Annotated in this window: 19 protein-coding genes; 14 read left to right on the top strand and 5 right to left on the bottom strand. The window is 54.0% G+C overall.

The features are described 5' to 3' along the window. The first annotated feature begins 211 nt into the window (after window positions 1–211). The 4 genes from HCG48_RS02750 (at window position 212) to HCG48_RS02735 (ending at window position 3,966) form a co-directional block, all read left to right on the top strand. Window positions 212–1,654 carry an ABC transporter ATP-binding protein gene (locus tag HCG48_RS02750; protein WP_168567792.1) on the top strand — a complete coding sequence of 481 codons (1,443 nt, stop codon included), beginning with the start codon at window positions 212–214 and terminating at the stop codon, window positions 1,652–1,654. 60 nt (window positions 1,655–1,714) lie between these two features. Further along, window positions 1,715–2,212, top strand: a complete 498-nt coding sequence (locus HCG48_RS02745; RefSeq protein WP_168567791.1) for a molybdenum cofactor biosynthesis protein MoaE — start codon at window positions 1,715–1,717, stop codon at window positions 2,210–2,212. 173 nt (window positions 2,213–2,385) lie between these two features. Then, on the top strand, window positions 2,386–3,042 hold the full coding sequence (locus HCG48_RS02740) for a sigma-70 family RNA polymerase sigma factor (RefSeq protein ID WP_168567790.1): 657 nt from the start codon (window positions 2,386–2,388) through the stop codon (window positions 3,040–3,042). Between the two features lie 171 nt (window positions 3,043–3,213). Further along, window positions 3,214–3,966 carry an anti-sigma factor family protein gene (locus tag HCG48_RS02735; RefSeq protein WP_168567789.1) on the top strand — a complete coding sequence of 251 codons (753 nt, stop codon included), beginning with the start codon at window positions 3,214–3,216 and terminating at the stop codon, window positions 3,964–3,966. Between the two features lie 763 nt (window positions 3,967–4,729). On the opposite strand, the gene HCG48_RS02730 is transcribed toward HCG48_RS02735, so the two are convergent. Beyond that, entirely contained in the window at window positions 4,730–4,939 is a 210-nt protein-coding gene (locus HCG48_RS02730; RefSeq protein ID WP_168567788.1) for a hypothetical protein, read from the bottom strand. 33 nt (window positions 4,940–4,972) lie between these two features. On the opposite strand from HCG48_RS02730, the gene HCG48_RS02725 reads away from it, so the two are divergent. The 4 genes from HCG48_RS02725 to HCG48_RS02710 all read left to right on the top strand — a co-directional run bounded on the left by HCG48_RS02725 (window position 4,973) and on the right by HCG48_RS02710 (window position 9,270). Further along, window positions 4,973–5,515: a COP23 domain-containing protein gene (locus HCG48_RS02725; protein WP_168567787.1), complete on the top strand. Its 543-nt coding sequence runs from the start codon at window positions 4,973–4,975 to the stop codon at window positions 5,513–5,515. A gap of 601 nt (window positions 5,516–6,116) precedes the next feature. After that, window positions 6,117–7,094, top strand: coding sequence for a S1 family peptidase (locus HCG48_RS02720; protein ID WP_168567786.1), 978 nt, complete (start codon window positions 6,117–6,119; stop codon window positions 7,092–7,094). A 107-nt stretch (window positions 7,095–7,201) separates the two neighbouring features. Next, entirely contained in the window at window positions 7,202–8,848 is a 1,647-nt protein-coding gene (locus tag HCG48_RS02715) for an iron uptake porin (RefSeq protein ID WP_246259861.1), read from the top strand. An 11-nt stretch (window positions 8,849–8,859) separates the two neighbouring features. Then, window positions 8,860–9,270, top strand: a complete 411-nt coding sequence (locus HCG48_RS02710; protein WP_168567785.1) for a hypothetical protein — start codon at window positions 8,860–8,862, stop codon at window positions 9,268–9,270. A 54-nt stretch (window positions 9,271–9,324) separates the two neighbouring features. Here HCG48_RS02710 and HCG48_RS02705 read toward each other — a convergent pair whose 3' ends face one another. Further along, the gene (locus HCG48_RS02705; protein WP_168567784.1) at window positions 9,325–12,582 is read right to left on the bottom strand and encodes a Calx-beta domain-containing protein; all 3,258 of its coding nucleotides are present in this window, start codon (window positions 12,580–12,582) and stop codon (window positions 9,325–9,327) included. 598 nt (window positions 12,583–13,180) lie between these two features. Here HCG48_RS02705 and leuS point away from each other — a divergent pair. Continuing rightward, the gene (gene leuS, locus HCG48_RS02700; RefSeq protein ID WP_168567783.1) at window positions 13,181–15,748 is read left to right on the top strand and encodes a leucine--tRNA ligase; all 2,568 of its coding nucleotides are present in this window, start codon (window positions 13,181–13,183) and stop codon (window positions 15,746–15,748) included. Window positions 15,749–15,887: 139 nt separating this feature from the next. Here the strand turns inward: leuS and HCG48_RS02695 are convergent, their stop codons facing one another. Beyond that, window positions 15,888–16,424: a peroxiredoxin gene (locus HCG48_RS02695; RefSeq protein ID WP_168567782.1), complete on the bottom strand. Its 537-nt coding sequence runs from the start codon at window positions 16,422–16,424 to the stop codon at window positions 15,888–15,890. A gap of 271 nt (window positions 16,425–16,695) precedes the next feature. On the opposite strand from HCG48_RS02695, the gene HCG48_RS02690 reads away from it, so the two are divergent. Next, on the top strand, window positions 16,696–17,517 hold the full coding sequence (locus tag HCG48_RS02690; RefSeq protein ID WP_168567781.1) for a YdcF family protein: 822 nt from the start codon (window positions 16,696–16,698) through the stop codon (window positions 17,515–17,517). 98 nt (window positions 17,518–17,615) lie between these two features. Then, window positions 17,616–17,843 carry a hypothetical protein gene (locus HCG48_RS02685; protein WP_168567780.1) on the top strand — a complete coding sequence of 76 codons (228 nt, stop codon included), beginning with the start codon at window positions 17,616–17,618 and terminating at the stop codon, window positions 17,841–17,843. Window positions 17,844–17,919: 76 nt separating this feature from the next. Here the strand turns inward: HCG48_RS02685 and HCG48_RS02680 are convergent, their stop codons facing one another. Beyond that, the gene (locus tag HCG48_RS02680; protein WP_168567779.1) at window positions 17,920–18,141 is read right to left on the bottom strand and encodes a ferredoxin-thioredoxin reductase variable chain; all 222 of its coding nucleotides are present in this window, start codon (window positions 18,139–18,141) and stop codon (window positions 17,920–17,922) included. Between the two features lie 586 nt (window positions 18,142–18,727). On the opposite strand from HCG48_RS02680, the gene HCG48_RS02675 reads away from it, so the two are divergent. Continuing rightward, on the top strand, window positions 18,728–20,752 hold the full coding sequence (locus HCG48_RS02675; protein WP_168567778.1) for a serine/threonine-protein kinase: 2,025 nt from the start codon (window positions 18,728–18,730) through the stop codon (window positions 20,750–20,752). 211 nt (window positions 20,753–20,963) lie between these two features. Here the strand turns inward: HCG48_RS02675 and HCG48_RS02670 are convergent, their stop codons facing one another. Beyond that, entirely contained in the window at window positions 20,964–21,254 is a 291-nt protein-coding gene (locus HCG48_RS02670) for a hypothetical protein (RefSeq protein WP_168567777.1), read from the bottom strand. A 343-nt stretch (window positions 21,255–21,597) separates the two neighbouring features. Between HCG48_RS02670 and HCG48_RS02665 the strand changes: the two genes are divergently transcribed. Together HCG48_RS02665 and pheT are read left to right on the top strand one after the other, a co-directional pair. Then, the gene (locus HCG48_RS02665; RefSeq protein ID WP_168567776.1) at window positions 21,598–23,211 is read left to right on the top strand and encodes a serine/threonine-protein kinase; all 1,614 of its coding nucleotides are present in this window, start codon (window positions 21,598–21,600) and stop codon (window positions 23,209–23,211) included. A gap of 87 nt (window positions 23,212–23,298) precedes the next feature. Next, window positions 23,299–25,773: a phenylalanine--tRNA ligase subunit beta gene (pheT, locus tag HCG48_RS02660; protein WP_168567775.1), complete on the top strand. Its 2,475-nt coding sequence runs from the start codon at window positions 23,299–23,301 to the stop codon at window positions 25,771–25,773. Window positions 25,774–25,903 lie beyond the last annotated feature (130 nt).

The following is a 25,903-nucleotide window of genomic DNA, read 5'->3' as shown; positions in this document are numbered from 1 at the left end:
CTTCTCATTTCCTCCTTCGCTCCCTTCCCATTCCCCACCTAGATTTTCCAGATTCAACGATTTTAGATCGACCCCAAACCTAACACAATTTCAACGCTCAACCTCCCCTTCCCAAGCGCAATCTAAAATCTAAAATCTAAAATCTACAATCTACAATCCCAACATTCACTCCTCACCGCGCAACAACGGCCCTCGTTACGAAAGTATTCCAATGGATGAAATCGCAATTTCTCTGACTGATGTTTCCAAATGCTTCAAACGGTACCGACATCCCGTAGATCGACTCAAAGAAATCCTCTTTCCCGGTAAAGCCAGAGCCGATGAATTTTGGGCATTACAGAATATTAATCTGGAAATCCCCAAAGGTAAAACCCTCGGCATTGTCGGACGTAACGGCTCCGGAAAAAGTACCCTTTTACAGATTATTGTCGGCACCCTCGCCCCCACCTCCGGCGACGTGCACGTGCGAGGTCGAATTTCCGCCTTACTCGAACTCGGAAGCGGCTTCAATCCCGAATTTACCGGACGTCAAAACGTCTTTTTCAACGGTCAACTGTTGGGCTTAACCCAAGCGGAAATCGAAGAACGATTTGACGATATTGTTGGTTTTGCCGATATCGGCGACTTTCTCGACCAACCCGTAAAAACCTATTCGAGTGGAATGTTCGTGCGTTTGGCGTTTGCTGTCGCCACCAGTGTCGATCCCGATATCTTGGTCGTAGACGAAGCCCTGTCCGTCGGCGACGAAGCCTTCCAGCGCAAGTGTTTTGCTCGCTTGGAAACCATCCAAGAACGGGGGGGGACAATTTTATTTGTTTCCCATGCGGCGGGAACGGTCATCGAATTATGCGACTCGGCAATTTTGATGTACGACGGGGAGTTACTGTTAACGCATACTCCGAAAACAGTGATTGACAAATATCACAAATTAATCTACGCTCCGGCGGAAAAAACTGAAGAGATTCGCCGAGAAATTCGAGCATTCGATCGAGGAAAAACGCGCGATCGCCTCATCCCCAAAATCCCCGATTTTGCCACTGAAATTAACGGACATTTGGGCAACGGCAGTCATGGCGAAGTGGCCAACTCGGCGATCTTTCAGCAAGGGGCGCGGGCTTTTTACGACCCGGAGATGAAACCCGCAGAAACGATCGCCTACGAATCTCGCGGCGCTAAAATTATCGACCCCAAAATCATTACCTTGCGCGACCAACAAGTCAATAACTTAGTCGGTCGTCACGAATACGTTTACACCTACACCGTCGAGTTCTCCCAAACCGCTTATCGGGTTCGCTTTGGCATGTTAGTAAAAACGATTAGCGGTATGGAAATCGGCGGTGCGTCTTATGCGTTCTCCGATTATGCAGATACGAATATCGTCGAAGCAGGAACGAAATTAGTCGTCAAATTCCGCTTTAAATGTTTGCTCAATCCTGGGGTTTATTTCCTCAATGCCGGAGTTTCCGGAGTTGTTGACGGTAGTTTTACTTATTTAGATCGCTGCATCGACGTGGCGATGTTCCGCGTTTTACCTGAAGAAAATCTGATGGGAACGGGAACGGTGGATTTTGTGGTAAAGCCGAGTTTGACGGTGGAGAAAACGGCGATCGGAGTTGAAAAACAAGGGGAGTTAATTGAAACGGAGAATTATTAAGATTGACAATTAAGATCGAATAGAGAGCTTGAATCATTCGCTGTCAATCTAGTTTTTACCATGCTCGATCCGTCTCTATTGAGTCCAATTCCTGACGAAAAAGATCCCCACCAGACCAACGATAATTTTGCGATTGCCTTGGCGCCGTTATCCCTGGAAGAGATTTATCAGTTAGTCGATGATGGCGCAAATGGGGCGATCGTGGTGATGAGTGGGATGGTACGCAACAAAACCGATGGTAAAGCCGTCGTCGCTTTGGAGTACCAAGCTTACGAACCGATGGCGATCGCCATTTTCCGACAAATTGCCGCCAAAATTCGCCAATCGTGGCCCGAGGTCACTCGGATGGCGATTCACCATCGGATCGGTCGCCTGTCCGTCGGTGAAATTAGCGTGTTAGTCGCCGTGGGGTGTCCCCATCGGTCGGAAGCGTTCGCGGCGTGCCAGTATGCGATCGATACCCTCAAACACAATGCGCCAATTTGGAAAAAGGAACACTGGGCCGACGGGTCGAGTTCGTGGGTGAGTATTGGAGCTTGCGAAGCTGAAAATCCTTGAGGAAAGAATATTCTGGGGTTATTTCGGGGGGTGAAAAGGGAAAGCTCAGTAATAGCACTATTTTCCGTGCCATTCAATCAAGTGTCACTAACCGCGATCGTGCGGACGGGAACATTTGGCATTGTTATAGTGTCTTGAACCCACATGGAATGTTTTTGAGGCAATTCCACCCCATGAGTTATTCTCCTTCTTTCTCTTGGCCGACGGTTGGGGCGCGCAGTCGCCAAGCACAGGTACAGCCGGAAAAACTTTCAAACTCCGATCTCGTTTTGCGCTGTCAAGAAGGGTTACGACCCGATCGCGCCGCCTTTGCGGAGCTGTTGCGCCGTTACCAGTCCCACGTGGAAAAGATCCTCTACCACTTAGCTCCCGACTGGCAAGACCGGGCCGATCTCGCTCAAGAAGTCTGGATTCGGGTTTATCGCAATATCAAGCGATTGAACGATCCGGTCAAGTTCCGAGGTTGGTTGAGCCGGATTGCGACGAATTTATTTTACGACGAGTTACGCAAGCGCAAACGGGTCCGCGATCCGCTTTCTCTGGATGCGCCGCGCACCCTCGACGACGGCGAAATGGATTGGGAAATTGCGGCGGACGAACCCGGTCCGGACGATGATTTAACGACCCGCGAGTTTTACGACCAATTGCGCGACGCGATCGCCGATTTACCCGAAGTTTTCCGCACCACGATCGTCCTACGTGAAATCCAAGGCTTAGCTTACGAAGAAATTGCCGAAATTACCGGAGTTTCCCTCGGAACAGTCAAGTCGAGAATTGCCAGAGCGCGTCAGCGACTCCAAATGCAATTACAAACTTACTTAGACAGTTGATCGAAAGTGTCCGTCGAGCTGGGGTGAAAACCCGGTGAATGTTTCGAGATTAATAACTTTTGCATCTAACAGTTTTGAGTGTGTGGAAACTCAATTATCCTGGTAAGTAGAAACAATTACTTTTTTTGATTCGGGGTGTGTTCCCCTGTTTGACCTGGTGGTGGTTTTGAAATGACCTTTAAACACGAATCCCATCACAATCGGCACGACAAGAGCGATCGCCCTTCGCCCCCAGCGAAGGCATCGGAAACGAACGCCGAATTGTTCGAGTTGCTCAGTGCTTATCTCGATGACGAAGTCAGTCCCGAAGAACGCGAATACGTTCGGGAATTGCTCGAAACCGATAGCGAAGCGCAACGCCAGTACGCGAGGTTGTCGAAGTTACACCTCGGCGTTTTGGGGATGCCGACCATGGCGAAGCATGTCGAACCGGAACCTTCGTCATCGGTGGATTTGGCGTTGAATTTCGAGTTAATCAGCGCCTATCTCGATGGGGAGGTGACGGTAGAGGAACGACGAGAAGTTCACGAATTGCTCGATCGCGATCCGAATGCGAAGAAACTGTATTTCAAACTATTGAAACTGCGCGGTGGGGTTCAGTCGTTGCCCGTTCCGGCTTCGGAGCAACCCGTTCAAGAAACGGTGCAGCAAGTGTTCGAGCAAATCGATCGCCGCCGTCAACATAATGTAGTGACGTGGGGAGGGACCGCAGTCGCGGCGTTGTTTGTCGCGTTACTTTCCGGCGTTCTCCCTCTAGAGCGCTCGCTCGAAACCCAGCAAGCGAGCGTTCCTCGGGTGCGATCGTCCCCGACTGAATCGGTGAATCCAACCATAAAGCCTGCTCCCGATGTCAAGATTCAACAACTTCCCGTTGAAAAAGCGCAGGAAAGTTCGGTGGTGGCTCGCGCTTTGTTTGTCGAATAAAATCGAATCGATAACAATTTGTCCCGGTTTGCGTTCAAAACACGAGAGTGAAGCGTCGATCGCCTGAGATGCTTCACTCTCGTTGTGTGTAGGGGTTCGGTGTCGAAAAGAGAGGGTTTGTCCGTCGAGGGTTCTCTCGGCTAAAGTCGCGCGCCAGCAATAATGTCCACCCTCGATCTAGAGCGACCCAACCGCTATAATAGTTTTTCAACCCCGCCAAAATTGCCTTGAATCTGCCTTGAATTCGAGCCTCAAAGGGTACGTTGCGACGGCGGCGTTCGCACGGGGACGACCTAGGAGTATTGCCCCTGCTTCCCGATTTAGCTCCCCCTTTTCAAAGGGAGATCGAGCCATTATGGTCGAGAGAAGAGAATCGCGATCGCGCCAGAGTGAATGAAGCTTTTTTTTCGAGGCGATCGTTTAAAGTTTACTTAAAATTGACCCATCCCGATTTATAAAAACGGGTTATCCATCTTAAAATTAAAGCAAATTCGATCGACTAAAAGCTCTCCGGTGACCTTAAAAACGTCATGGTTTGTAGTTATTTTCAGTGTTTAAAAAGTAGGCGATCGCTAAAATCTTTGGCCGTCGTCAAACGGTTTGAGCTGAAAAAAAAATGGCGATCGAGAAACTTGTATTCCTCGTTTTTCGTCCTCGGATGCAGGGGTATTGGCGAGTGATACTCCTGGGTGGTCGCTTTTTAAATGATTGCAACTGTTCGATCTCCGACCCAAAAAAACTCTCGTCGCTCCCCCGTTCGAGTTCAGATCGCAGGCCGATCCGATCGCCGGAACTGAGCCATCGGGTAGCAAGCTTGAATGACGTTCGGGCGCGATCGTCTCGACTCGTCCCCAACCGCGATCGTCCGCTCCGATGCTGCCAGTCCCTCGTTATCGGACAATCCTCGTCGCCGCGATCGCCCACTCTCGGGATTTGTAAAAATCAGGAGAAAGTTCGCAAGATCGAGCGTCATTATCCTTGTCCACCTCAACCCCCCTTGACTTCCATGAAAGCTAAACAACTCCTTCGCTTGATTGCTATCAGTGTCGCCGCCCTCCAAATCCCCCTGTTGAGCGCTCAGAAAACTGTCGCTCAATCGGCTGACGCGCTCTCCTCCTTCCAATGTCGGGTAGCCGATGACTATCACGTCACCCTTGCCGTCAAACACAATGGTAGCCTCTCCGACCCCCTGATCGTCTGGACCACCGACGAATTTAGCAACGCCGGATATACCCCAGAACGACGCTGTAGCGAAGTCACCGAGAGACTCAATAGCCTGCTGCAAGAGAATGGAGGCACCTTAAGTGGCTTGTACATGACCGCCGGAATCGTCAACGGTCACCCGGTGTTGTGTGCCGTGAACAACACTCGTTCTGGGTGTAATACCACCAATGTTTTATTTACGCTCAAACGGGAAAATCGCAGCAATCCCGGTCGAGTGCTCGAAACCTTACTCAACTACAACGCGACGGGAAGCGGCAGCCCGATTCAAGAATCTGGCGGCCAACCCTATGTCAACTTAGAACGTTTAGTGCAACAGTTATTCTAATTTGGGCGATCGAACAAAATCGATTCGTGGGGTCGCAGGGTGACAAGCTTCAAGATAGTCACATTCATTGTTACTTTTATCCAAGAGATTTGAAAACCAAAAAACCTAGAGAAAATGGAAACTTTCTCTAGGTTTTTTAATTCAATAAGATCGGGAGAAAGAAACCTCGGATGCGTCAGGTCTATCGAAAGGTGGTTTTGCCTCAAACCAAACTAACTTTCCTCCTGCGTATCGCGTCGGTCAGACCTGACGGCTCGTCCGAGTGAATGCGAAGCTCTGAGGAATGATAAGAAGACTCAAATCACTAACGATCGATAGAATCGTGTGACTTGGCTCAACTGCGCATTTCCGAAGAGGCGATCGCCACTCCCGTCGCCGAGTAGGGGCGGTTCGCGAACCACCACTACTAAAATGACGCCGGATTGGCGAACTTAAAAATGCAAATATATCGGCAACTTTTGACTAAATTAGATCTAAAATAAACTCCTTTATTAGAGTCAATCAATTTTAAATCGGTTCATTTTTAAAAATTGTAAATAATAGGTGATGCCTGCTTGTTCGTCCCCTGTTTCGATCCTTTTTACCCTCCAATATCATTGTTATGATCTTCTCCAGCCAACTTTCTGCCTCTTTGGCGGGAACGGCAGTAGCCCTAATTGTTATGATTCCCCTGATGGCGGCGCAAGCATTGACCAAAGAGCAAGTCGATGCGGTGGCGTCTCAGACCACGGTGGTGATCGCCCAAGGGCTGCAGAAAGGGGACATCGAAGCGCGACAGGAGTGGAATCCCGGTTCGGGCGTCATCGTAGCGCGCAATGGCAATACCTATTACGTGGTGACGGCGTTGCACGTGGTTCGCACCCGAGAGGTCGTCTACGGCGTGCGGACGAGTGACGGTGAGGTTCATTTTGTCGACGATACGACCATGCCAGACAATATTATTCCGTTTGGCGAAGAAGAAGGGGAATTTGGAGAAACGATCGACGGGTTCGACTTGGCGATCGTCAAGTTTACCAGCGATCGCGACTACCCGGTTGCGGTGATGGGGAATTCGGCGCAAATGGAAGCAGGGGCTCAAGTCTATATTTCCGGTTGGCCCAATCCGGAAGATGAAAGCGCCCGCCGGACGCGAGAATTTGTCGAAGGTCAGATTCGCAAAATTGTCAATCCTCCCTCCACCGATGGCGGTTATAGTTTGCTCTACAGTAACGAAACGCGACGGGGAATGAGTGGCGGTCCGGTGTTTAATGCGGAAGGAGAATTAATCGGCATTCACGGACGGGGGCGATCGCAAGGAGAGGAATTCTGCGTGGATCCCGAGTTGAGCGAGTCGAATAGTTGTGGGATCCAATCGTTTCACTTCGTGCGTCAGGTGGAAGTCGAAGGGCTGAAGTTGACCTTCAAAGCACCTCCAGTCGATCCGGACACGATCGCCGCCGGGATGGAAAATCGAGAGCGGGCCGACACGATCGAGGATATTTACGAAGCCTTTACCTTTGACGTGCGATCGCTGTTACGCGACCAACCCTCCGGCGGATGTGGTAGTTTGTTGCTCGGTGACGAATGCGAGGGCAATTAAGGTCGAGGCGATACGCCGCGTCGTCAACAAAGCCAGTTAAAGTATATAAGTTGCTCCCAGCATACACGATTGTTTTTCTGATTTTAGTGTGAGGAGCCAGTCTGAGGATGAACCATCTAAAAGCCGGAGTCGCCGTTTTCCTGGCCACCGCCAGTCTCCCTGCCGCCGCGAGTACCGATGTCACTGACTTAGGCGATCGCGCGATGCTCCAAGGGAGCCGCTTCGCGAACGCGGGGCTAGATTCCGGCACCTTATTATTATCCCAACAATCTTTTCCGTTCGACGCCGGAGAAGGCAACCCGCCGATGGAACGGGTGACCTCAGTTTCCGAACTGTCCGACGTGCAGGCGAACGATTGGGCCTTCCAAGCCTTACAATTCCTCGCCGAACGATACGAATGCTTGCTCGCCTATCCCGACGGCAGCTATCGGGGCGATCGCGCCCTGACCCGCTACGAATTTGCTGCCGGATTAAACACTTGCTTGGAGAAAATCGACCAAATCGCGCGCGATCGCGCCGCCGGACAACTCAGCGCCGAAGATATCGCCACCATCCAACGGCTACAGTCCGAATATAGCGCCGAACTGGCCACCTTGCGCGATCGCACCGACCGACTCGAAATTCGCGCCGCCGAACTCGAAGCCCAACAATTCTCCACCACCGCCGTCTTGGGAGGCGAAGCCATTTTCGCCCTCACCCTCCCCGCCGGAGGCAATCCCCCCGGTGACGGCGAGAATAACCCGACCTTCTCCCACCTGACCCGCCTCGGACTCGTCGCCTCCTTTACCGGGAAAGATCGGCTCAGACTCGAACTCGCCGCCGGAAACTTCGGCGATCGCGGATTGGCCGATCCCGACGTTTTTAATAGTGATATGGCCTTACTCGCCTATCAAGGAGACACCGACAACGAAATCCGCCTCGAAAAACTCGAATACCGCTTTGCCGTGGGCGATCGGGCCGTCGTCACCTTCCGTCCCGTCGGCTTCAGCCTCAGCAGCGTCCTCACCGCCAACTCCCCTTACTTCGACGCCGGACGCGGCGCCTTGTCCCGCTTCGGCGAAGCCAGTCCCATTTTTAAAATCGGCAGCCTCGATGGCGGCGTCGGGATCGACTGGTTGCTCGCCGATCCGGTCCGCCTCCAAGTCGCCTACGGCACCCGGAACAGCAACCGTCCCACCTCGGGAAATAGCCTCTTCGGAGCCGATCGCAGCGCCTTGGGGGTGCAGTTACTGCTCAAACCCGCCCCCACCCTGCTGACGGGCTTGACCTACGTCAACGCCTACGCGAAAGACGGACGACTCGATACGTTTACCGGAAGCTTTCTCGCCGATACGAACGGCTTACTGGACGAACCCTCACAAATCAATGCCATTAGTGGGACGTTGCAATGGCGGCTGACGTCGAATCTCACTTTTAGCACCTGGGGGGGCTGGATTTTCAGCGATTCCACCGTCTCCGACGCTTCCGCCACGGCGACCACTTATTTATTTTCCCTGGGATTGTCCGACCCCCTGGGGCGTCAGGGAGACTTGCTGGCGTTTTTATTCGGCCAACCGCCTAAATTAGTCGAGGGAAACGATTTACCCTTGGGGAAAGATCGGGATACTTCCTTGCACTTTGAAACCTTTTATCGGTTCCGGGTCAGCGATCGCATTTCAATTACCCCGGGGTTGATTTTTGTCAGCAATCCGGAACACGATGCGGATAACGACGATATTTTTATCGGAACCCTACGCACGACCTTTAGATTTTAGGAAATGGGCCAATGTTGTTTAAAACTTCGACATTCTCAACCCCGATCTTATCCGGATGGGGGATAGGAATCGCGATCGCCGGGATATTTCCGGCTTCAGGCTTAGCGCAGCCACTCCAAAGGACTGTCGCCGTCCCCTCCTATACGACCGATCTCGCTCAAGCGGATCCGTCCGAAAACGCACCCCGACGGATTAGACCGACGTTTTCCGAAGAAGAACGGCGGGGATTCGACCAAAAAGGATTTAGCAACTTTTTAGAAGATGCTCTCAATGGGAACAGCGACCCGTTAGGTGGGGGGACAATTGGCGGTGAATTCGATACAAATGCCGGGTTAACGCCGCTTTCGGGAGAAGAACGGGGCTTTACCCGGCCCTTCGACCCGACCGATGTGATTATTCCGCGATCGGGGGTCAGGCGTTAGTTGGAGATTTTTCGATAGCGATTGAGTACCTGTCTCCAGCCCCCTTTTCCCCGATTACCCCAAAACAATATCGTCGAGTAATAACTTATTGGCTTGGCTGCCGAAACTGACGGAACGGGCCACCCCGGCAAAGGGTAACGTAACTTGAGCGAAACTGGCATAAGCGTCCGGAAGAGGGCCTTGGGGGGTGCGCGAGAGGGAAGTAGAGGCTAAGACATTGCCTTGTCCGCCTAAGTCGTCGTAAATGGTCACGGTATGGTCGGCGAAGGGGGAGGCGAAAAAGAAGGAGAGTTGACGGTCGAAACCGCCACTGACGTTCATGACGATCGCCTCACCTTCGCCGTAGGTGAGAGCGGCGATGCCACTGGGTGCGCCGCCGAAGTTGCCGCCGAACTCGTCGGGACGTCCCAATGCGTCTAAGGCGTCGGTATCGACGATCGCCAGGGCATTTTCGGAGAAAAAGATGCCTTGTCGTTCGTAAAAGCCACTGACCGGATCGAGGTTTTCGGGGCCTTCAAAATCGAGGCGGGTGGGGAGGTCGCTGCGGGAGAGGGTCAGGGTGGCGACATTTTGAGGACCGATCGCCATTCCCGGACTGGGATTCGTTAAAGAGAGGGTCAGAGTTTCGGCAACTTCGGCGATCGCGTCGTCGGCGATCGGGATGCGGACGGTGGCGGTGGCTTCGCCGGGATTGAAGACGACCGGAATGGGGGTATTGTCGTAGTCAAAGGGGGCGATCGCACTATTGTCCGCGAGTTCGACGGCGACGGTGGCTCCGCGATCGAGGGTGCCGTTGCGTAACAGCTCGATTTCGGCGAATCCGCTTCCGTCTTCGGCGATTGCAAAGCTGGGGGCGCCGAAAGAAATAGCGCTATCGTTATCGACAATCGTAACATTGGCGCCGTTTTGAGACCCGATCGCCGCGCCGTTGGTGGGGTTGACCAGTGCCAGATTCAACACTTCCGCCCCTTCCACGAAGGGATCGTCGAGGAGGGGAAGGGGGACAATTTTCTCCGTTTCGCCGGGTTGGAAGTCGATCGCGATCGGGGTATTGTCGAAATCTTCGGCGGCGATCGCCGTATTATTGCCGAGTAAAACCGTTGCGCCGACGGCGCGATCGCTATCCCCGGTCCGAATCACCCGAACTGCTTCAATCGCCGTCCCCTCTTCCGTGAGGGTGAAGCTGGGGGCGGCGAAGTCTAAAATCACTTCATCATCGACGATCGCCAAAGTGGCAGTATTTTGGGCGCCGATCGTCGTTCCCCCGACGGGATTGCTTAAAGTGAGATTCACCGTTTCCGTCGTTTCGGCAAGACCGTCTTCGACAATGGGAACGGTGACAGTTTGCTGGGCTTGTCCGGGGGCGAAAGAGATAGCAATCGGCGTATTGTCGTAATCGTCCGGGGCGATCGCCGTCCCGTCGGCGAGGGTTATCGTAGCGGCGACGGCCCGATTCAGATCCCCCGATCGCGCGACGGCGATCGCTTGAATCGGTTCTCCGGCTTCGGTGACGCTAAATTGGCTGCTGACAAACTGCAACCCACTGTCATTGTCGTCAACGAGCAACTGCGCCGTGGATTGCGGGCCGAGGGTCGCGCCGCCCGTCGGCGCGGATAAAGTGAGAGCGAGGGCTTCTTCCCCTTCGATCGCGATATCGTCAACGAGAGGAATCTCGACGGTTTGGCGTTGCTGTCCCGGGGCGAAATCGACAGTTATCGGAGTATTGTCGTAATCCGCCGGGGCGATCGCGCTGCCGTCGCCGAGGTTGACCGTAACGCCGACGGCGGTTTCGAGATCGCCGAGACGGGTGAGGGTCACCGGGGCGATCGCCTCTCCCCCTTCAGTGACGCGAAATTCGGCGGCGGCGAACTCGATGGCGCGATCGGTATCGATGACGGTGACCGTTGCGGTATTTTGAAGGCCGATCGTCGCCCCTCCCGTGGGAGAACTCAGGGATAGGGCGATCGTTTCGGGATTTTCAACCAAACCGTCATCGACGAGGGGAATCTCGATAATGCGGGCAATTTCGCCGGGATTGAAGGTGACGGGAATAGGGGTATTGTCGAAATCTTCCGGGGAGGTCGCCGTTCCGTCGGCGAGGGTCACCGTCGCGCCTACAGTCCCGTCGAGGACGCCCGTACGAGTTATCGTAATCGCGGCGATCGCCTCCCCGGTTTCGGTGACGCTAAAGGTGGGCTCGCCGAACTGAATGGAACTGTCGTTATCGTCGATGCGTAACGAGGCGGTATTTTGGCTGCCCAGCAAGCTGCCGGGACTAGGATCTTCTAACAGTAAATTGACGGTTTCCGACCCTTCGATCGAGCTGTCGTCGGCGATCGGAATCAACACCGTTTGGCTGGTTTCACCCGCCGCGAGGCTGACGCGAATCGGCGAACTGCTGTAATCGGCGGGGGAGGTCGCGGTTCCGTCGCTGGCGCGGAAAGTGACGGCAACGGGAACGGTGGCGACCCCCTCGCGAACGAGAGTAATGGCGGCGTTTCCGGTGCTTTCATTGGCGACATATTGCGCCGACGCGAAGGCGATCGCCGCATCGTTGTCGAGGATCGTGACTTCGGCGGTATCGCGATCGCCCAAGATCGTTTGCGAGTTATCGAGGGCTAAAGAGAGGGAAAAACTTTCGTTTCCTTCCACCGCCAAATCGTCCACAATCGGGATCTCGACGGTTCCTTCCGTCTGTCCCGGCGCGAACGTGACCGTGAGGGGGCTGCTGCTGAAATCTCTCGGGGCGATCGCCGTCCCGTTACTGGGACGCACGGTCGCGGAAACGCTCTCGCTGGTCTCTCCCGTGCGCGTCACCCTCACCGTCGCCACACCCGCCCCCTCGTCTACACTCACCGGGGCGCTGAAGTCTAAAATACTGGCGATCGGTTCGACGCCACTGACAAAACTGCTCGAATCGAGGCTGAGGCTGCCGCCGAGACTCCGAACCGAAGCTAAAACCTGGATGCCCTCATCGGTGGTAATTTGAATGCGGGTGAGATTACTCGGGGTTCCGTCGCGATTGAAAACTTCAACTAATTGTAAATTCTGCACCTCAACGCCGAAAGGCAAGGCAATGCGATCGCTACCCAACTCGAAATCGGCGATCGTATCTTGTCCCTCGCCGAAACCAATTAAGAAGAGATCTTCGCCTTCGCCACCACTGAGGGTGTCGTCGCCGTCACCGCCGAACAGGAAATCGTCCCCCTGTTCGCCTAAGAGGACGTCATCCCCTTGGGCTCCCAAGACGGTATCGTTCTGCGCCGTCCCGACCAGAAAATTATCCCCATCATCGCCGAGTAATAAAACCATGTTGAGACCCTCCTCAATCGCCTGAATGTGCGGATCCTCCCAGACTCGCGCGACGACTGGGAGGCGATGCTCTCTCATGAGCCACTTTTGCGTTCGCCGAACCTGTTATACGATCGCGACGGCACCAAACCACAGGTTTATCAGACCCCTCACCCCCTCTCTTTTCTCTATGTGAGTTCCCGATCCCGACCTTCGTAGCCATGGCAGGAAAACCCGTGCGGGTCGTTACGGGAACAGTCGTTATTGAAATCAGAGAGGTCGAGTAGATCCAGAGGAACCTGTAGCCGCGCGATCGCGTGCCAAATCTGATGGCTCAAACTTTTTGACCGCAACCCGAGTGCGGTAGTTTCCCAAAGCCGACGGGCGTGGGATTCGATTGATGCGTCCCTGTCTCTTGTTCTAGAAAAACTTTTCGGGTTCCGAACTTCTTCTAGGGAGTGGGGCGATTCCCATTCCCCCTAGCTATGTTTATACCGCGTTCGCGCCTATTGCCAACCTCGGTAGCGATCGCGACCCTGCCAGCGCCCTCGAATTCCCAAGCCAATATGTCAAAATAACCTAGCAGACACGATTCGCATTCAGTGTAGGAGTAACTTCCGTGGAGTCTCAGTACAACCCCGCCGCCATCGAGCAGAAATGGCAAACCACCTGGAACGAGCAAGGCTTGTACCGGGCCGAAGCAACGGACGAACGCCCGAAATTCTACGTCTTGTCGATGTTCCCCTACCCCTCCGGAAACCTGCACATGGGTCACGTTCGGGTGTATACCATCCCCGACGCGATCGCCCGACTCAAGCGGATGCAAGGCTATCGTGTCCTCAATCCGATGGGCTGGGACGCCTTCGGCTTGCCCGCCGAAAACGCGGCGATCGAACGCGGTATCCATCCGGCCCAATGGACCTATCAAAACATCGCCCAAATGAAAGGGCAATTGCAAAAACTCGGGATTTCCTTCAACTGGGACCGGGAACTCGCCACCTGTTCCCCGGACTATTACCGATGGACCCAATGGCTGTTTCTCCAATTCTATCAAGCCGGATTGGCCTACCAACGCGAAGCCGCCGTCAACTGGGACCCGATCGACCAAACCGTACTCGCCAACGAACAAGTCGATAACGAAGGCCGTTCCTGGCGATCGGGCGCCAAAGTCGAGCGCAAACTATTGCGCCAGTGGTTCTTAAAAATTACCGACTACGCGGAAGAACTCTTACAAGATCTCGATCGCCTCGATGGTTGGCCCGAACGGGTCAAACTGATGCAAGCCAACTGGATCGGCAAATCCACCGGGGCTTACTTAGAATTTCCGATCGTCGGGATGGACGAAAAGATCGCCGTGTTCACCACCCGTCCCGATACGGTTTACGGCGTCACCTACGTCGTTTTAGCCCCGGAACACCCCCTCACGGCCCAGGTCACGACCCGCGATCGCCAAGGGGCGGTAGACGCCTTCATCCAAGAAGTGAGCGCCGAAAGCGAGTTAGAACGGACCGCCGAAAATAAACCGAAACGGGGCATTCCCACCGGGGGCACGGCGATTAACCCCTTCACCGGAGAACAAATCCCGATTTGGATTGCCGATTACGTCCTCTACGAATACGGTACGGGCGCGGTCATGGGCGTTCCCGCTCACGACGTGCGAGACTTCAAGTTTGCCCGAGAAAACCAACTGCCGATCCGGCAAGTCATCGTCCCGGCGGATGCGGCGGACGAAAAAGCCGAATTAAAACAGGCATATACCGAACCCGGCATTATGGTCAATTCCGATCGCTTCGACGGGATGGAATCGACCCGAGGGAAAGAAGAAATCATCAAATATGCCGAACAAAAAGGATTCGGCAAAGCCCGCATTCAATATCGCCTTAGAGATTGGTTGATTTCCCGCCAGCGTTATTGGGGAACCCCGATTCCGGTGATTCACTGCCCCAAATGTGGCACGGTTCCCGTCCCCGAGGCCGATTTACCCGTGACTTTGCCGGAAAATGTCAAATTTAGCGGTCGCGGTCCGTCGCCGTTGGCAAGCTTGGACGAGTGGGTGAACGTTCCCTGTCCGAGTTGCGGCACTCCGGCGAAACGGGAAACGGACACGATGGATACGTTTATCGATTCTTCGTGGTACTTCTTGCGCTATACCGACGCCCAAAATAGCGAAAAGGTGTTCGATACCGATAAGGTCAATGGCTGGATGCCTGTGGACCAGTACATCGGCGGGATCGAACATGCGATTTTGCATTTACTCTACTCGCGCTTTTTTACGAAAGTGTTGCGCGATCGCGGTTTACTCGACGTCGGCGAACCGTTCCAACGCCTGCTCACTCAGGGCATGGTTCAGGGGATGACTTACAAAAATCCGCGCACGGGTAAATATATCCCTCCGACCCAAATCGCCGATCCAAAAGCTCCCAAAGATCCGGAAACCGGGGAAGATCTCGAAGTTTTTTACGAGAAAATGTCCAAATCCAAATATAACGGGGTCGATCCGTTGGCGGTGATGGACAAATACGGCGCCGATACGGCCCGCTTGTTTATCTTGTTCAAAGCGCCGCCGGAGAAAGATTTGGAATGGGACGATGCGGATGTGGAGGGGCAATTCCGCTTCTTAAATCGCATCTGGCGTTTGGTCGGCGAGTTCGTCGCGGCGGGGGCGCCGAAACCGAAGCGCGGGAAGTCGTTGAGTAAGGCGGAAAAAGATTTGCGTCGCGCCATCCATACGGCGATTCGCGAAGTGACCGAGGATATGGACGGTCAGTATCAGTTCAATACGGCGATTTCGGAGTTGATGAAACTGAGTAATGCGTTGACGGAGGCGGGTTGCACCCAGTCGGCGGTCTATCGCGAAGGGATCGAGACGTTGATTTTGTTGCTGGCGCCGTTTGCACCCCACGTGGCGGAGGAGTTGTGGGAGGCGATCGCCTGTGAGGGTTCGGTTCACGCCCAATCTTGGCCCGAGGTGGACGAAGCGGCCCTAGAAGTGGATGAAATTACGTTAGTGATCCAAGTGATGGGTAAAACGCGCGGAACGATTCAGGTTTCGGCGCAAGCGGATAAGGCGACTCTGGAACAGTGCGCCCGCGATTCGGAAGTGGCCCAACGTTGGATTGCCGGGAAAGAGATTAAAAAAGTGATTGTGGTTCCCGGTAAGTTGGTCAATTTTGTCATGGCTAAGTAAGTTAATTTTTGCCTTGTTTTCCCTCAAGAATCTATCTGTGGGTAGAGGCGAAAACTGACAAAAGATATTTCTCTAAAAAAGAGAGACGCAAAACTGCGCGTCTCTCTTTTTTATCGGGCTAAGATCGAGTTAATTCGATTTATTTGGCCGATTTGAGATAGTTCAACATCGTATCGGCATCGGAGACTTCGTAGGGGTCGGTGGGACAGTTATCTTCTTTCCCGGGTTCGATAAACACTTTTTCGATTTTGCCGTCGTTGACGACCATGGAATAACGCCAGGAGCGATCGCCAAATCCTAAGTTATCTTTGGCAACCATCATCCCCATGCCTCGGGTAAAATCGCCGGAACCGTCGGGCAGGAGGAAGACGTTTTTAACTCCTTGTTGTTTGCCCCATTGGAACATCACGAAGGCATCGTTAACGGACAAACAAACGATCTCATCGACGCCTTGAGCGCGGATTTCGTCGTAGAGTTCTTCGTAACGGGGGAGGTGGTTGGAAGAACAGGTCGGGGTGAAGGCGCCGGGAAGGGAGAAGAGGACGACTCGTTTGCCACCAAAAATGTCTTGGGTGGTGCGATCTTGCCAGCGAAAGGGGTTGGGTCCTTCGACGGATTCATCGCGGACGCGAGTTTTAAATACAACGTCGGGTACTCTTTCTGGAATATCAGCCATATTTGTTATTTTTTAATCCAACAATTCGGACGAGTTAAGAAAAGTCTATCATCTCGTCGGTGATTTGCAAAGTTGTCGATCGGGCGATCGCGGTTGTTTTGCGTAGCGATCGTGCAGATTCTAGAATTGTTTTATAATGAAACATTACTCGTTTTTATTGAGGATTTTGCAGGGATAAATTATTAAAACAGAGGATTTTTCGGGAAAATCGTTTAAAATTTGATTAAAATTTGATATTGATTTGCGCGCGGGGGCGATCGCTGTCGAACTGATGTTTTTATTTTTATCGAAACTTTTACCGATTTTCTTCTATCCGTTGGGTCTGGCTTGTGTGGCGATGGCTTTGGGGTTGTTGTGGTTGTGGAAGCGACCGCGATGGGTGTCCGGGGCGATCGCCAAACGCATTTTAGGGGCGATTTTGACCGTGGGTTTGGTAGGGTTACTGTTAGGAAGTAATGGCTGGGTGTCGAACGGATTGCTGCGATCGCTCGAATGGCAAAATATCCCGGACGGCGAGTTACCAAATGCGTCGGCAATCGTGGTTTTGGGTGGCGGGATTAAGGCGGCGAATTATCCCCGTCCTTGGGTCGATGTGAGCGAGGCGGGCGATCGCGTCCTCCACGGCGCGCGCCTGTATTTGGCGGGGAAAGCACCGATCGTGATTCCGTCGGGGGGTCGGATCGACTGGCGCGGCGGCGGTGCGCCGGAATCGGAGGCGATGGCGGAGATTTTGCGGGCGATGGGGGTTCCCCAAGGGGCGATCGTCGAGGAACCGGACTCGCTCAATACGTATGAAAATGCGGCGAACGTGGCGGAAATTTTGCGACGGGACGGAATCGACGGCCCGGTATTGTTAGTTACGTCGGCATCTCACATGCCGCGATCGCTGTTATGTTTTGCCAAACAAGGGGTCGAGGCGATCGCCGCCCCTACGGATTTCATCGTCAGCGAGCAGGAATTGGCGGAATTAAGCCATTCTTGGCAGTCGGTACTTCTTAATTTACTGCCCGATTCCGGTCGTCTGGAAAATACGACCAAGGCATTAAAAGAATATCTGGGATTGGCGATTTACCGCTTGCGCGGCTGGATTTAGCCGAGTTCGCCGTCGATGGGAAATAGCAGTGCTACGATCGCATCTAGGCGGCGCGCTGCGCTGTCGTCTCGAACCGTCACTGTTTTAGGCGAAACCTCATGCTCCCGCACGAATTCTTACCTCTGTTTCCGACGCCGACCGTAGCCGGAGAATCCCTCGAAGCGGCGCAAATTACCCGCGATTTTTATCGAGAAGTTCAATATCGCCAAGAGTTCGACCGTCACTGTCAGTGGTATTACGAAACTGCCGAACGCCACCGCCAGGAATTAGAGAAAATGCGCGGCGACCTCAATATCTTCGGGTGGTTTTTGCGCGGACGGCGCTGAGATCGGGGAACTGAGTTAGTCTGGCGCGCGCGAACCTTAGCAGACGACTAACTCAGACCCTGACTCGAAGACGAGGTTAGACCGCTTCTAGCTCGTCTTCTCGAAAATGGGCTTTGAATTTCTTGTCAAACTTGACTTGAACGGGCAAATTGGCGCTGACAGGTCTGCCTTCCCATTCGGTAACGATGGCTATGACTTCTCCTTCGTGTCCCTTGAGATCGAAGGGAGCATTGCGGTTTTGAGGATGGTGGTATACGACAACAGAGTCTTTGACGCGAACGCGATCGCCAATTTTCATAACAAATTCAACCTATTTTGTCCCTCAGCAAATGACCTGCACTGGATTGGGGTGCAGGATCTAGATTTGTTTTTTCAATTTTTATATCTTCCCACAATCCCAACCGCGATCGACAATTAGGGTGGGTACGGGTGCGCGGTTTCGGGGCGATCGCCACCCGGCGATCGTCGATTACTGAAGTTTCAACAAGCTGTAATCTTGCCGGGCAGGGACGCCGACGGGGGCAGGAGTTTTGCGATCGCACTATATTTGTCTATCCTTATATTGAAATTCACCCATTCAATAACAGAGTCGGGGGGCGATCGAAGGCTCGATCGCGGCTTGAAGATTTTGGGAAGGCTCGTTTCGTCACCATTTTCGTCGGAGAAACGGGTGCATGGGGGGGATTGGCGCGCGGGGAAAGAGGAGAGAGGGGGGCAGAGACTTAAAAAGCGCTCGCCAGCGATCGGATCGATCGGGATCGAGTGAATATAATGTAGGTGATTCACGCGCCGATTTTCCCCGTTGGAATCAGAGGAAACACCGGACATGAAAGACATTCCGGGGAAGATTGATTATAGATAAAATCTGCTAAGGGCTTGCCATTATGACTCATTGCATCAATCCCGACTGTCAGAATTCCAACAATCCATATCATGCTGAATTCTGCGAAAGTTGCGGGGAACAATTACTGCTAAAAAATCGCTATCGGGCGATCGAATGCCTCGGTCGGGGAAAATTCGGTCAAACGTTCTTAGCGCTGGATGAAGATAAACCCTCGAAACCGCGTTGCGTTATCAAGCAACAGTTCGATCCGGCGTCGGGGGGCGGCGATCGCGCGAACGCCAATGCCAAAAGTTCGTTTTCCTTGTTATTTGCACAAGCGGCGGAAAAATTGGACGAATTGGGTCGTCATCCGCAAATTCCCCAATTATTGGCCTGTTTCGAGCAAGATGGCGATCGCTATTTAATACAAGAATATATCGGCGGGGAAACCCTCGCTTCCGAGTTAGCAGAAAAGGGGGTTTTTGATGAAAACAAAATTCGCCAACTGCTCAAAGACATCCTTCCGGTTTTGCAATTTATTCACGATCGCCAACTGATTCATCGAGATATCAAACCGGAAAATTTGATCCGCCGGGAAAGTGACGGGCGGATCGTTTTAGTCGATTTTGGCTCGATCGAAGTTCCCACCGGATTGACCGCGCTCAAAGCGGGCGATCGTCCCTACGGTTCGGCGGAATATGCCGCCCCCGAACAAACCCACGGAAAAGCGGTCTACAGCAGCGATTTGTACAGCTTGGGCGCCACCTGTCTGCATTTGATGACGGGACTGAGTCCCTTCGACCTGTTCGAGATCGAAGCGGAAGAATGGGTCTGGCCCGACTACCTGCAACAGGGGGTCAGCCACCATCTCGGACGCATTCTCGACCAATTGGTAGAACGGAATCCGAAACAGCGCTATCAAACGGCGGGGGAAGTCTTACAAGCCCTCGATCGCCCGAATTTGGGCAGTTTCGTGCCGCCGCAAAAAACCCGGGTGGCGACGGCAGTGGGAGGGGCGGCGATCGCCCTGGTGTCCCTATTCTTCAGTCACGGTCTCCCCGGTCCGGTGGTGCAACCCGCGCTCAAAATGGAGCCGCGAACCCTCGAAGCGCCGGAGTTGACTTACAAACTGCCCACGGCAATTCCCGATTACTCGCCGAGCTTCCCCCAAGATACCCAGCCGATGCGGACTTTGGCGATCTCCTCCGGTCCGGTGTGGTCCGTCGCCGTCAGTCCCGACGGCAAAACGATCGCCAGTGGCAGTACCGACGGGACGATTCACCTGTGGAAAGTCGGCACCGACAACGTGCGCGTTCCCACTCGCATTCTCGGCGGTCACTTCGATCCGGTCTGGTCGTTGGCGATCTCTCCCGACGGTCAGTTCCTCGCCAGTGGCAGTGCGGACAAAACGATCAAGATTTGGGATTTAAAAACGGGAGAACTGCTCGATACCCTCAAAGGACACGGCGCCGGGGTCTTTTCTTTAAGCTTCAGTCCCGAAGGCGATTTTCTCGCCAGTGGGTCTTTTGACAAGAGCGTTAAAGTCTGGCGGGTGCGATCGAGTGCCTACGGACATGCGGCGAGCCGTTTAGAGCGTACCTTTGTCGGTCATTCTCAGGAAGTTCAATCGGTGACCTTCTCGCCGGACGGTCAACTGCTCGCCAGTGGCAGCAGTGACGGTACGATCAAGCTGTGGAAATGGCGCACGGGTAAATTGATGCGGACCCTGGTGGGACACGCCGATGCGGTCTGGTCCGTGGCAATTTCTCCCGACGGGCAGACCCTGGCGAGTGGCAGTTGGGACAAGACGATCGAACTGTGGGATATAGACAGTGGCTTGCGCTTGAATACGTTGAAAGGACATAACGAACAGGTCCATTCCGTGGCGTTCAGTCCCAACGGTAAGAGCCTCGCGAGCGGCGATTTGGGCGGAACGATCAAACTGTGGAGTTTGCCCGGTGGCGAGGAAATCGGCACTCTCAAGGGGCATTCTGATTGGGTAGAAGTGGCGTTTGTGGGTCGGGGCAATACCCTGATCAGTGGCAGCTTCGACGACACGATCAAGATGTGGCGACTGTCGCCGTAGTGTGGTGGGGTTGGGGGGTGCGATCGCGCCTCCGACCTCGCTAGATGCTCTTTTTTGTCAAAAAATGCCATAAATTTCCCCGTTTCCCTCGACATCCGAGCCTCACTTTTGCTAAGGCTTTACACTCCCGGGCGGGGAAATTTAAAATATTGGGGAGAGAATAAAAGTTCGACGGCGATCGCCCGTCGGGGTCGGGGGGAATTGCTGGTTTTCACCCCTCGTTCGAGTCGTGCGTAAATTTTGTAAATTGAGATTTTGTAACTTGAGGTCGAACCCCACCCAAGGTAAACCGTGCGTGACGATCGTCCGGGGGGTGAGGCGATCGTTTGAAATGGCGATCGCTAAAGTTGAGGGAAATCACGGCGCTTTCGATTATTTTAGGAAAAAATGAAGTATCGGGACGGTTGGCTCCCCAGATCCGAGCGCGATCGCTTTCGATCTCCGGGCAATTGTGCGATCGCGACGATCGAATGAGACCGCAGGCGATCGGGCAAAATGGCACCAATCCGACCGAGAATTAGTTAAAAAAATCGGAATTCCCCTTGTCTTTCGTTCATTTAACCGACCTTTTGGGAATGATATCGATAAGGACATCCTTGGGTAAAGCCAGTGGCAAATTGAAAGCCGAATGATTTACTGAGACTTTAAGGAAAAGAAAAGTAACTTTGGCAACACTTCAAGGGATTTCTACTGCAATTTCCCTCAAGCGCTCTTAAATCCTCTAATGTAGGGAATAAGTGTACTGTGATTTGAATTGCCATGTGGGAAGCCAATCTTGGTTTGGCATCTACGTTAACCGACTAATGAGCTGTCAAACAGCTTTCGCACAATCCGGGTGAAGTTTAATGAGCTATTGTGTCAATCCCGACTGTCCCAATCCGAATAACTCCGACCGGGCCACGCGCTGTCAGGGCTGCGGTTCCAAACTCCTACTTCGCGATCGCTATCGCATTGTCGAAGCATTAGGTCAAGGGGGTTTTGGAGCCACCTTTATCGCGATGGACCAAGCCTTACCGGGGAAACCAATTTGCGTGATCAAGCAATTACGCCCCGCTTCGACCTCGCCCAACGTTCTCGATATGGCTCGGAAATTATTCAAACGAGAAGCCGAAACCCTGGGCAGAATTGGCGATCATCCACAAGTTCCTCGCTTGCTCGATTATTTTGAAAGTGACAATCAATTTTATCTCGTTCAAGAATATGTCAGTGGCAAAACCTTAAAACAAGAAGTTAAAAAACAGGGAACCTTTAGCGAACAGCAAGTTCGGGAATTTCTCGAACAAATTTTGCCATTGGTGAAATACTTGCACGATAACGAAGTCATTCACCGCGATATTAAACCCGCCAATATCATCCGACGAGATATCGATCGCAAGCTCGTTTTAATTGACTTTGGGGCCGTCAAAGATAAAGTCAGTCAGACCGCGATGCTCAATGCGAACTCTACCGGAGATACGATTTTCACCTCCTTCGCGATCGGCACTCCCGGCTTCGCCCCTCAAGAACAAATGGCACAACGTCCGGTGTACGCTAGCGATATTTACGCCGTCGGCGCCACCTGCCTCTACTTACTCACCGGAAAATCTCCCAAGCACTTCGGCTACGATCCGATGAGCGGGGAACTGATCTGGCGCCCCCACGTTTACGTCAGCGATCGCCTCGCCGCCCTACTCGATCGAATGCTCGCCGCCTCGGTGCGCGATCGCTTCGGCAACGCCGAACAAGCCTTGCGCGAACTGCACCGCCAACAGTCCGACGACGACCTCTCCGGCAGCCTCAGCAGTCAAGGACGGGGGCGATCGTCCCCTACGGACGAAGACACCGAACTCGACCAGGGGGGCAGTTCCGCTTGGGTCTCTCCCGTAGTCAGCCAAGTGCAGCTACTGCGCGCCCGCAAAGGCAAAAAACCGCGCCCCGGTCAGCGCGACCCGCGCACCGAACTCAATCGCGGCCACACGATCGCCAATTCCGACCCGACGGGAATGCGAACTCAAACCCTGTTCCGTCAGGGTTCCTCGAACCCAGAAAAACTCGATGCCTCCGGAGTTCGCCTCGCCTACACCAAGGGGCGCCGGGATTTTGCCGACAGCGATTTAGTCGGACTCAACCTCGCCAAAGCCAACCTCTCGGGGTCGAACTTCTACGACGCCAAAATGAATCGGATCAACTTGCAAGAAGCTAACCTCTTTAACGCGAACTTCGGTCGCGCTTCCTTACTGCAAGCCAACCTCAGAGATGCGAATCTCAGTAAAGCCTATCTGGTCAACGCCAACCTCGCCGGGGCCGACTTGCGCGGCGCCGACTTGAGTAACGCCTCGTTGATGAACGCCAACCTACACAAAACCAATCTTTGCGGCGCCAACCTCACCGGGGCGCGCATTGCCGACAGCCAACTGGCAATGGCCCGCACCAACTGGCGCACGATCAAGCCCAACGGGAAAGGTGGCTTGTTCGGCTAGAGTGCTTCGACCGCTCCCGGGCGATCGCGCGCTGCACCCAGCTAGTAGAATGAGTCAGGCCGATCTATTTCTAAGTCTTTCAAGTCAATGCGGATCTCATTAAACTGGTTGCGGGAACTGGTAGACATCACGATGTCCCCCGAAGAGTTGGCGCATACGCTGACCATGGCTGGGTTTGAAGTCGAAGAGATTGAAGACCGCCGCCGTTGGGCCGATGGCGTCGTCGTCGGTAAAGTCGTCACCTGCGATCGCCACCCGGATGCCGATAAACTCAGCGTCTGTCAAGTCGATGTCGGCGCTGGAGACCTCCTCAACATCGTTTGCGGCGCCCCCAACGTCAAAGCCGGGATTTACGTCCCCGTCGCCACCGTCGGCACCTATCTGCCCACGATCGACCTCAAAATTAAAAAAGCCAAACTGCGCGGCGTCCCCTCCGCCGGGATGATTTGCTCCCTCGCCGAAGTCGGTCTGGCTAAAGAATCCGCCGGAATTCATATTTTCTCAGGGGATCCCCTCGAAGTCGGCAGCGATGCCCGTCCCCTGTTGGGCCTCGATGACGTAATTCTCGATCTGACCTCCACCGCCAACCGCGCCGACGCCCTCAGTATGGTCGGCGTCGCCCGGGAAGTGGTCGCCTTGACCGGGGCGCCGTTGCGCTTGCCCGCCGTGGACGTTCGCGCCTTCCCGACGGGTGACGAGTCGCTGAAGGTAGAGGTGAGCGAATCTCAAGCCTGTCCGGCGTATATCGGAACGGCGATCGCCTCGGTGAAGATCGGCCCGTCTCCCGCCTGGTTACAGCAACGCCTCGAAGCCGCCGGAGTCCGCCCGATTAACAATGTCGTAGACGTGACCAACTACGTCTTACTCGAATGGGGTCAACCCCTGCACGCCTTCGATCGCGCCAAATTAGAGCAGGTCGCAGGGGGCGACGCCCTCACCATTGGCGTCCGTTTCGCCCGCGCCGACGAGTCTTTAAAAACTCTCGACGGACAACAGCGCACCCTCAAACCCGAATCTCTGGTGATTACCGCCAACGATGCGGCGGTGGCCCTCGCCGGGGTGATGGGTGGCGAAGAGACTGAAGTAGACGAGAACACCGAGAATTTAGTCTTAGAAGCGGCGTTATTCGATTCGGCGGCGATTCGGCGATCGGCGCGCAGTCAGGGGCTGCGAAGCGAGTCCTCGGCGCGCTACGAACGCGGGGTCAACCAGGCGGAATTGGAAATGGCTTGCCGTCGGGCGATCGCCCTGATCGAAGAACTGGCGGGGGGTGAAGTCCTCTCCCAAGCACAGGCGGACGCGCGCGGCGATCGCACTCAGTGGAGTCGGGCGATCGCCCTACGCCTCGATCGCGTCAACCACGTCCTCGGTCCGATCCGCCAAGGGGACGGCACCGGACAACTGGATGGGGACACCGTAGAGCGCATTTTAACCGCCCTCGGCTGTACCTTAGAAGCAGACGGCGATTCTCAAACTTGGACGGTCACCGTTCCGCCGTACCGCGCCCGGGATTTGGAACGGGAAATCGACTTAATCGAAGAAATCGCCCGTCTCTACGGTTACGATAACTTTTGTGCGACCCTGCCGAATCAAAGTGCCTGCGGCGATCTGACCGTTCCCCAACAAGTCCTGCGCGAACTGCGCGCCGCCTTGCGCGCCGCCGGATTGACCGAGTTGATGCACTATTCCCTCGTCAAAGCCACCGACGAGACCCAAATTGCCCTGCACAATCCCTTATTTGTGGAGTATTCCGCCTTGCGGACCGAGATGCTGTCCGCAATGGTGGATGCGTTCGTCTACAACTTAGAACAAGGGAACGGCCCCCTCAACGGCTTTGAAATCGGACGGGTGTTCTGGAAAAGTGAGGAAGGATCTCACGAAAAAGAGGCGATCGCCGGGATGATGGGCGGCGATCCGAGTCGCGGTCGCTGGGTACGCGGCGGACGCGAACGGGGGATGAGTTGGTACGAAGCTAAGGGGATGTTAGAAAGTGCGTGCGATCGCCTCGGACTCGCCCTCGACTATCGCCCGTTCAATCAAGGCGATCGGGGTTTGCATCCCTTGTTTGCCGAATATTGTCAAACTCACTTGCATCCGGGACGCACCGCCTCGATCTGGTTGTGGGGCAAGGCGATCGGCGTGTTCGGACAACTGCACCCGCAAGTGAGGCAAGACCGGGATTTACCCGAGGAAGTATACGTTTTCCAAATGGATTTAGACCCGATCGTGCAGGCGTTGAGCAAGCAAATCGGCGGTCAGAAATTCGTCGCCTTCTCCCCCTATCCCGCCTCCGGTCGCGATTTGGCCTTCTTCTCTCCGGTAGAGTTGTCGGTGGCCCAATTGGCTAAAGTGATGCAAAAAGCGGGCGGTTCTTTACTCGAATCGGTGGATTTGTTCGACGAATATCGCGGTCAAAATGTCCCGGAAGGACAGCGCAGTTTGGCGTTTCGTTTGATTTACCGGGGCGGCGATCGTACTTTAACCGATGAAGAGGTCGAAAAGACTCATCAAAAGGTACGCGATCTGTTGGTGAAACAGTTTGAGGTCAGTTTGAGAAGTTAGGGAAAGATTCCCTTGAGATCCGAGGGAGTGGCGGGCATTTTGCCCGTCCTCACCTTTTCTCAATTTGCGGAGAGAAACTTTTTCTTTTTCTCGGGTTGTTTTAAATATTGTGGTTTCAAATAAGAATGAG

Source organism: Oxynema aestuarii AP17 (assembly GCF_012295525.1).
GTDB classification, from domain to species: domain Bacteria; phylum Cyanobacteriota; class Cyanobacteriia; order Cyanobacteriales; family Laspinemataceae; genus Oxynema; species Oxynema aestuarii.
This window is presented reverse-complemented; position numbering and strand designations above follow the sequence as displayed.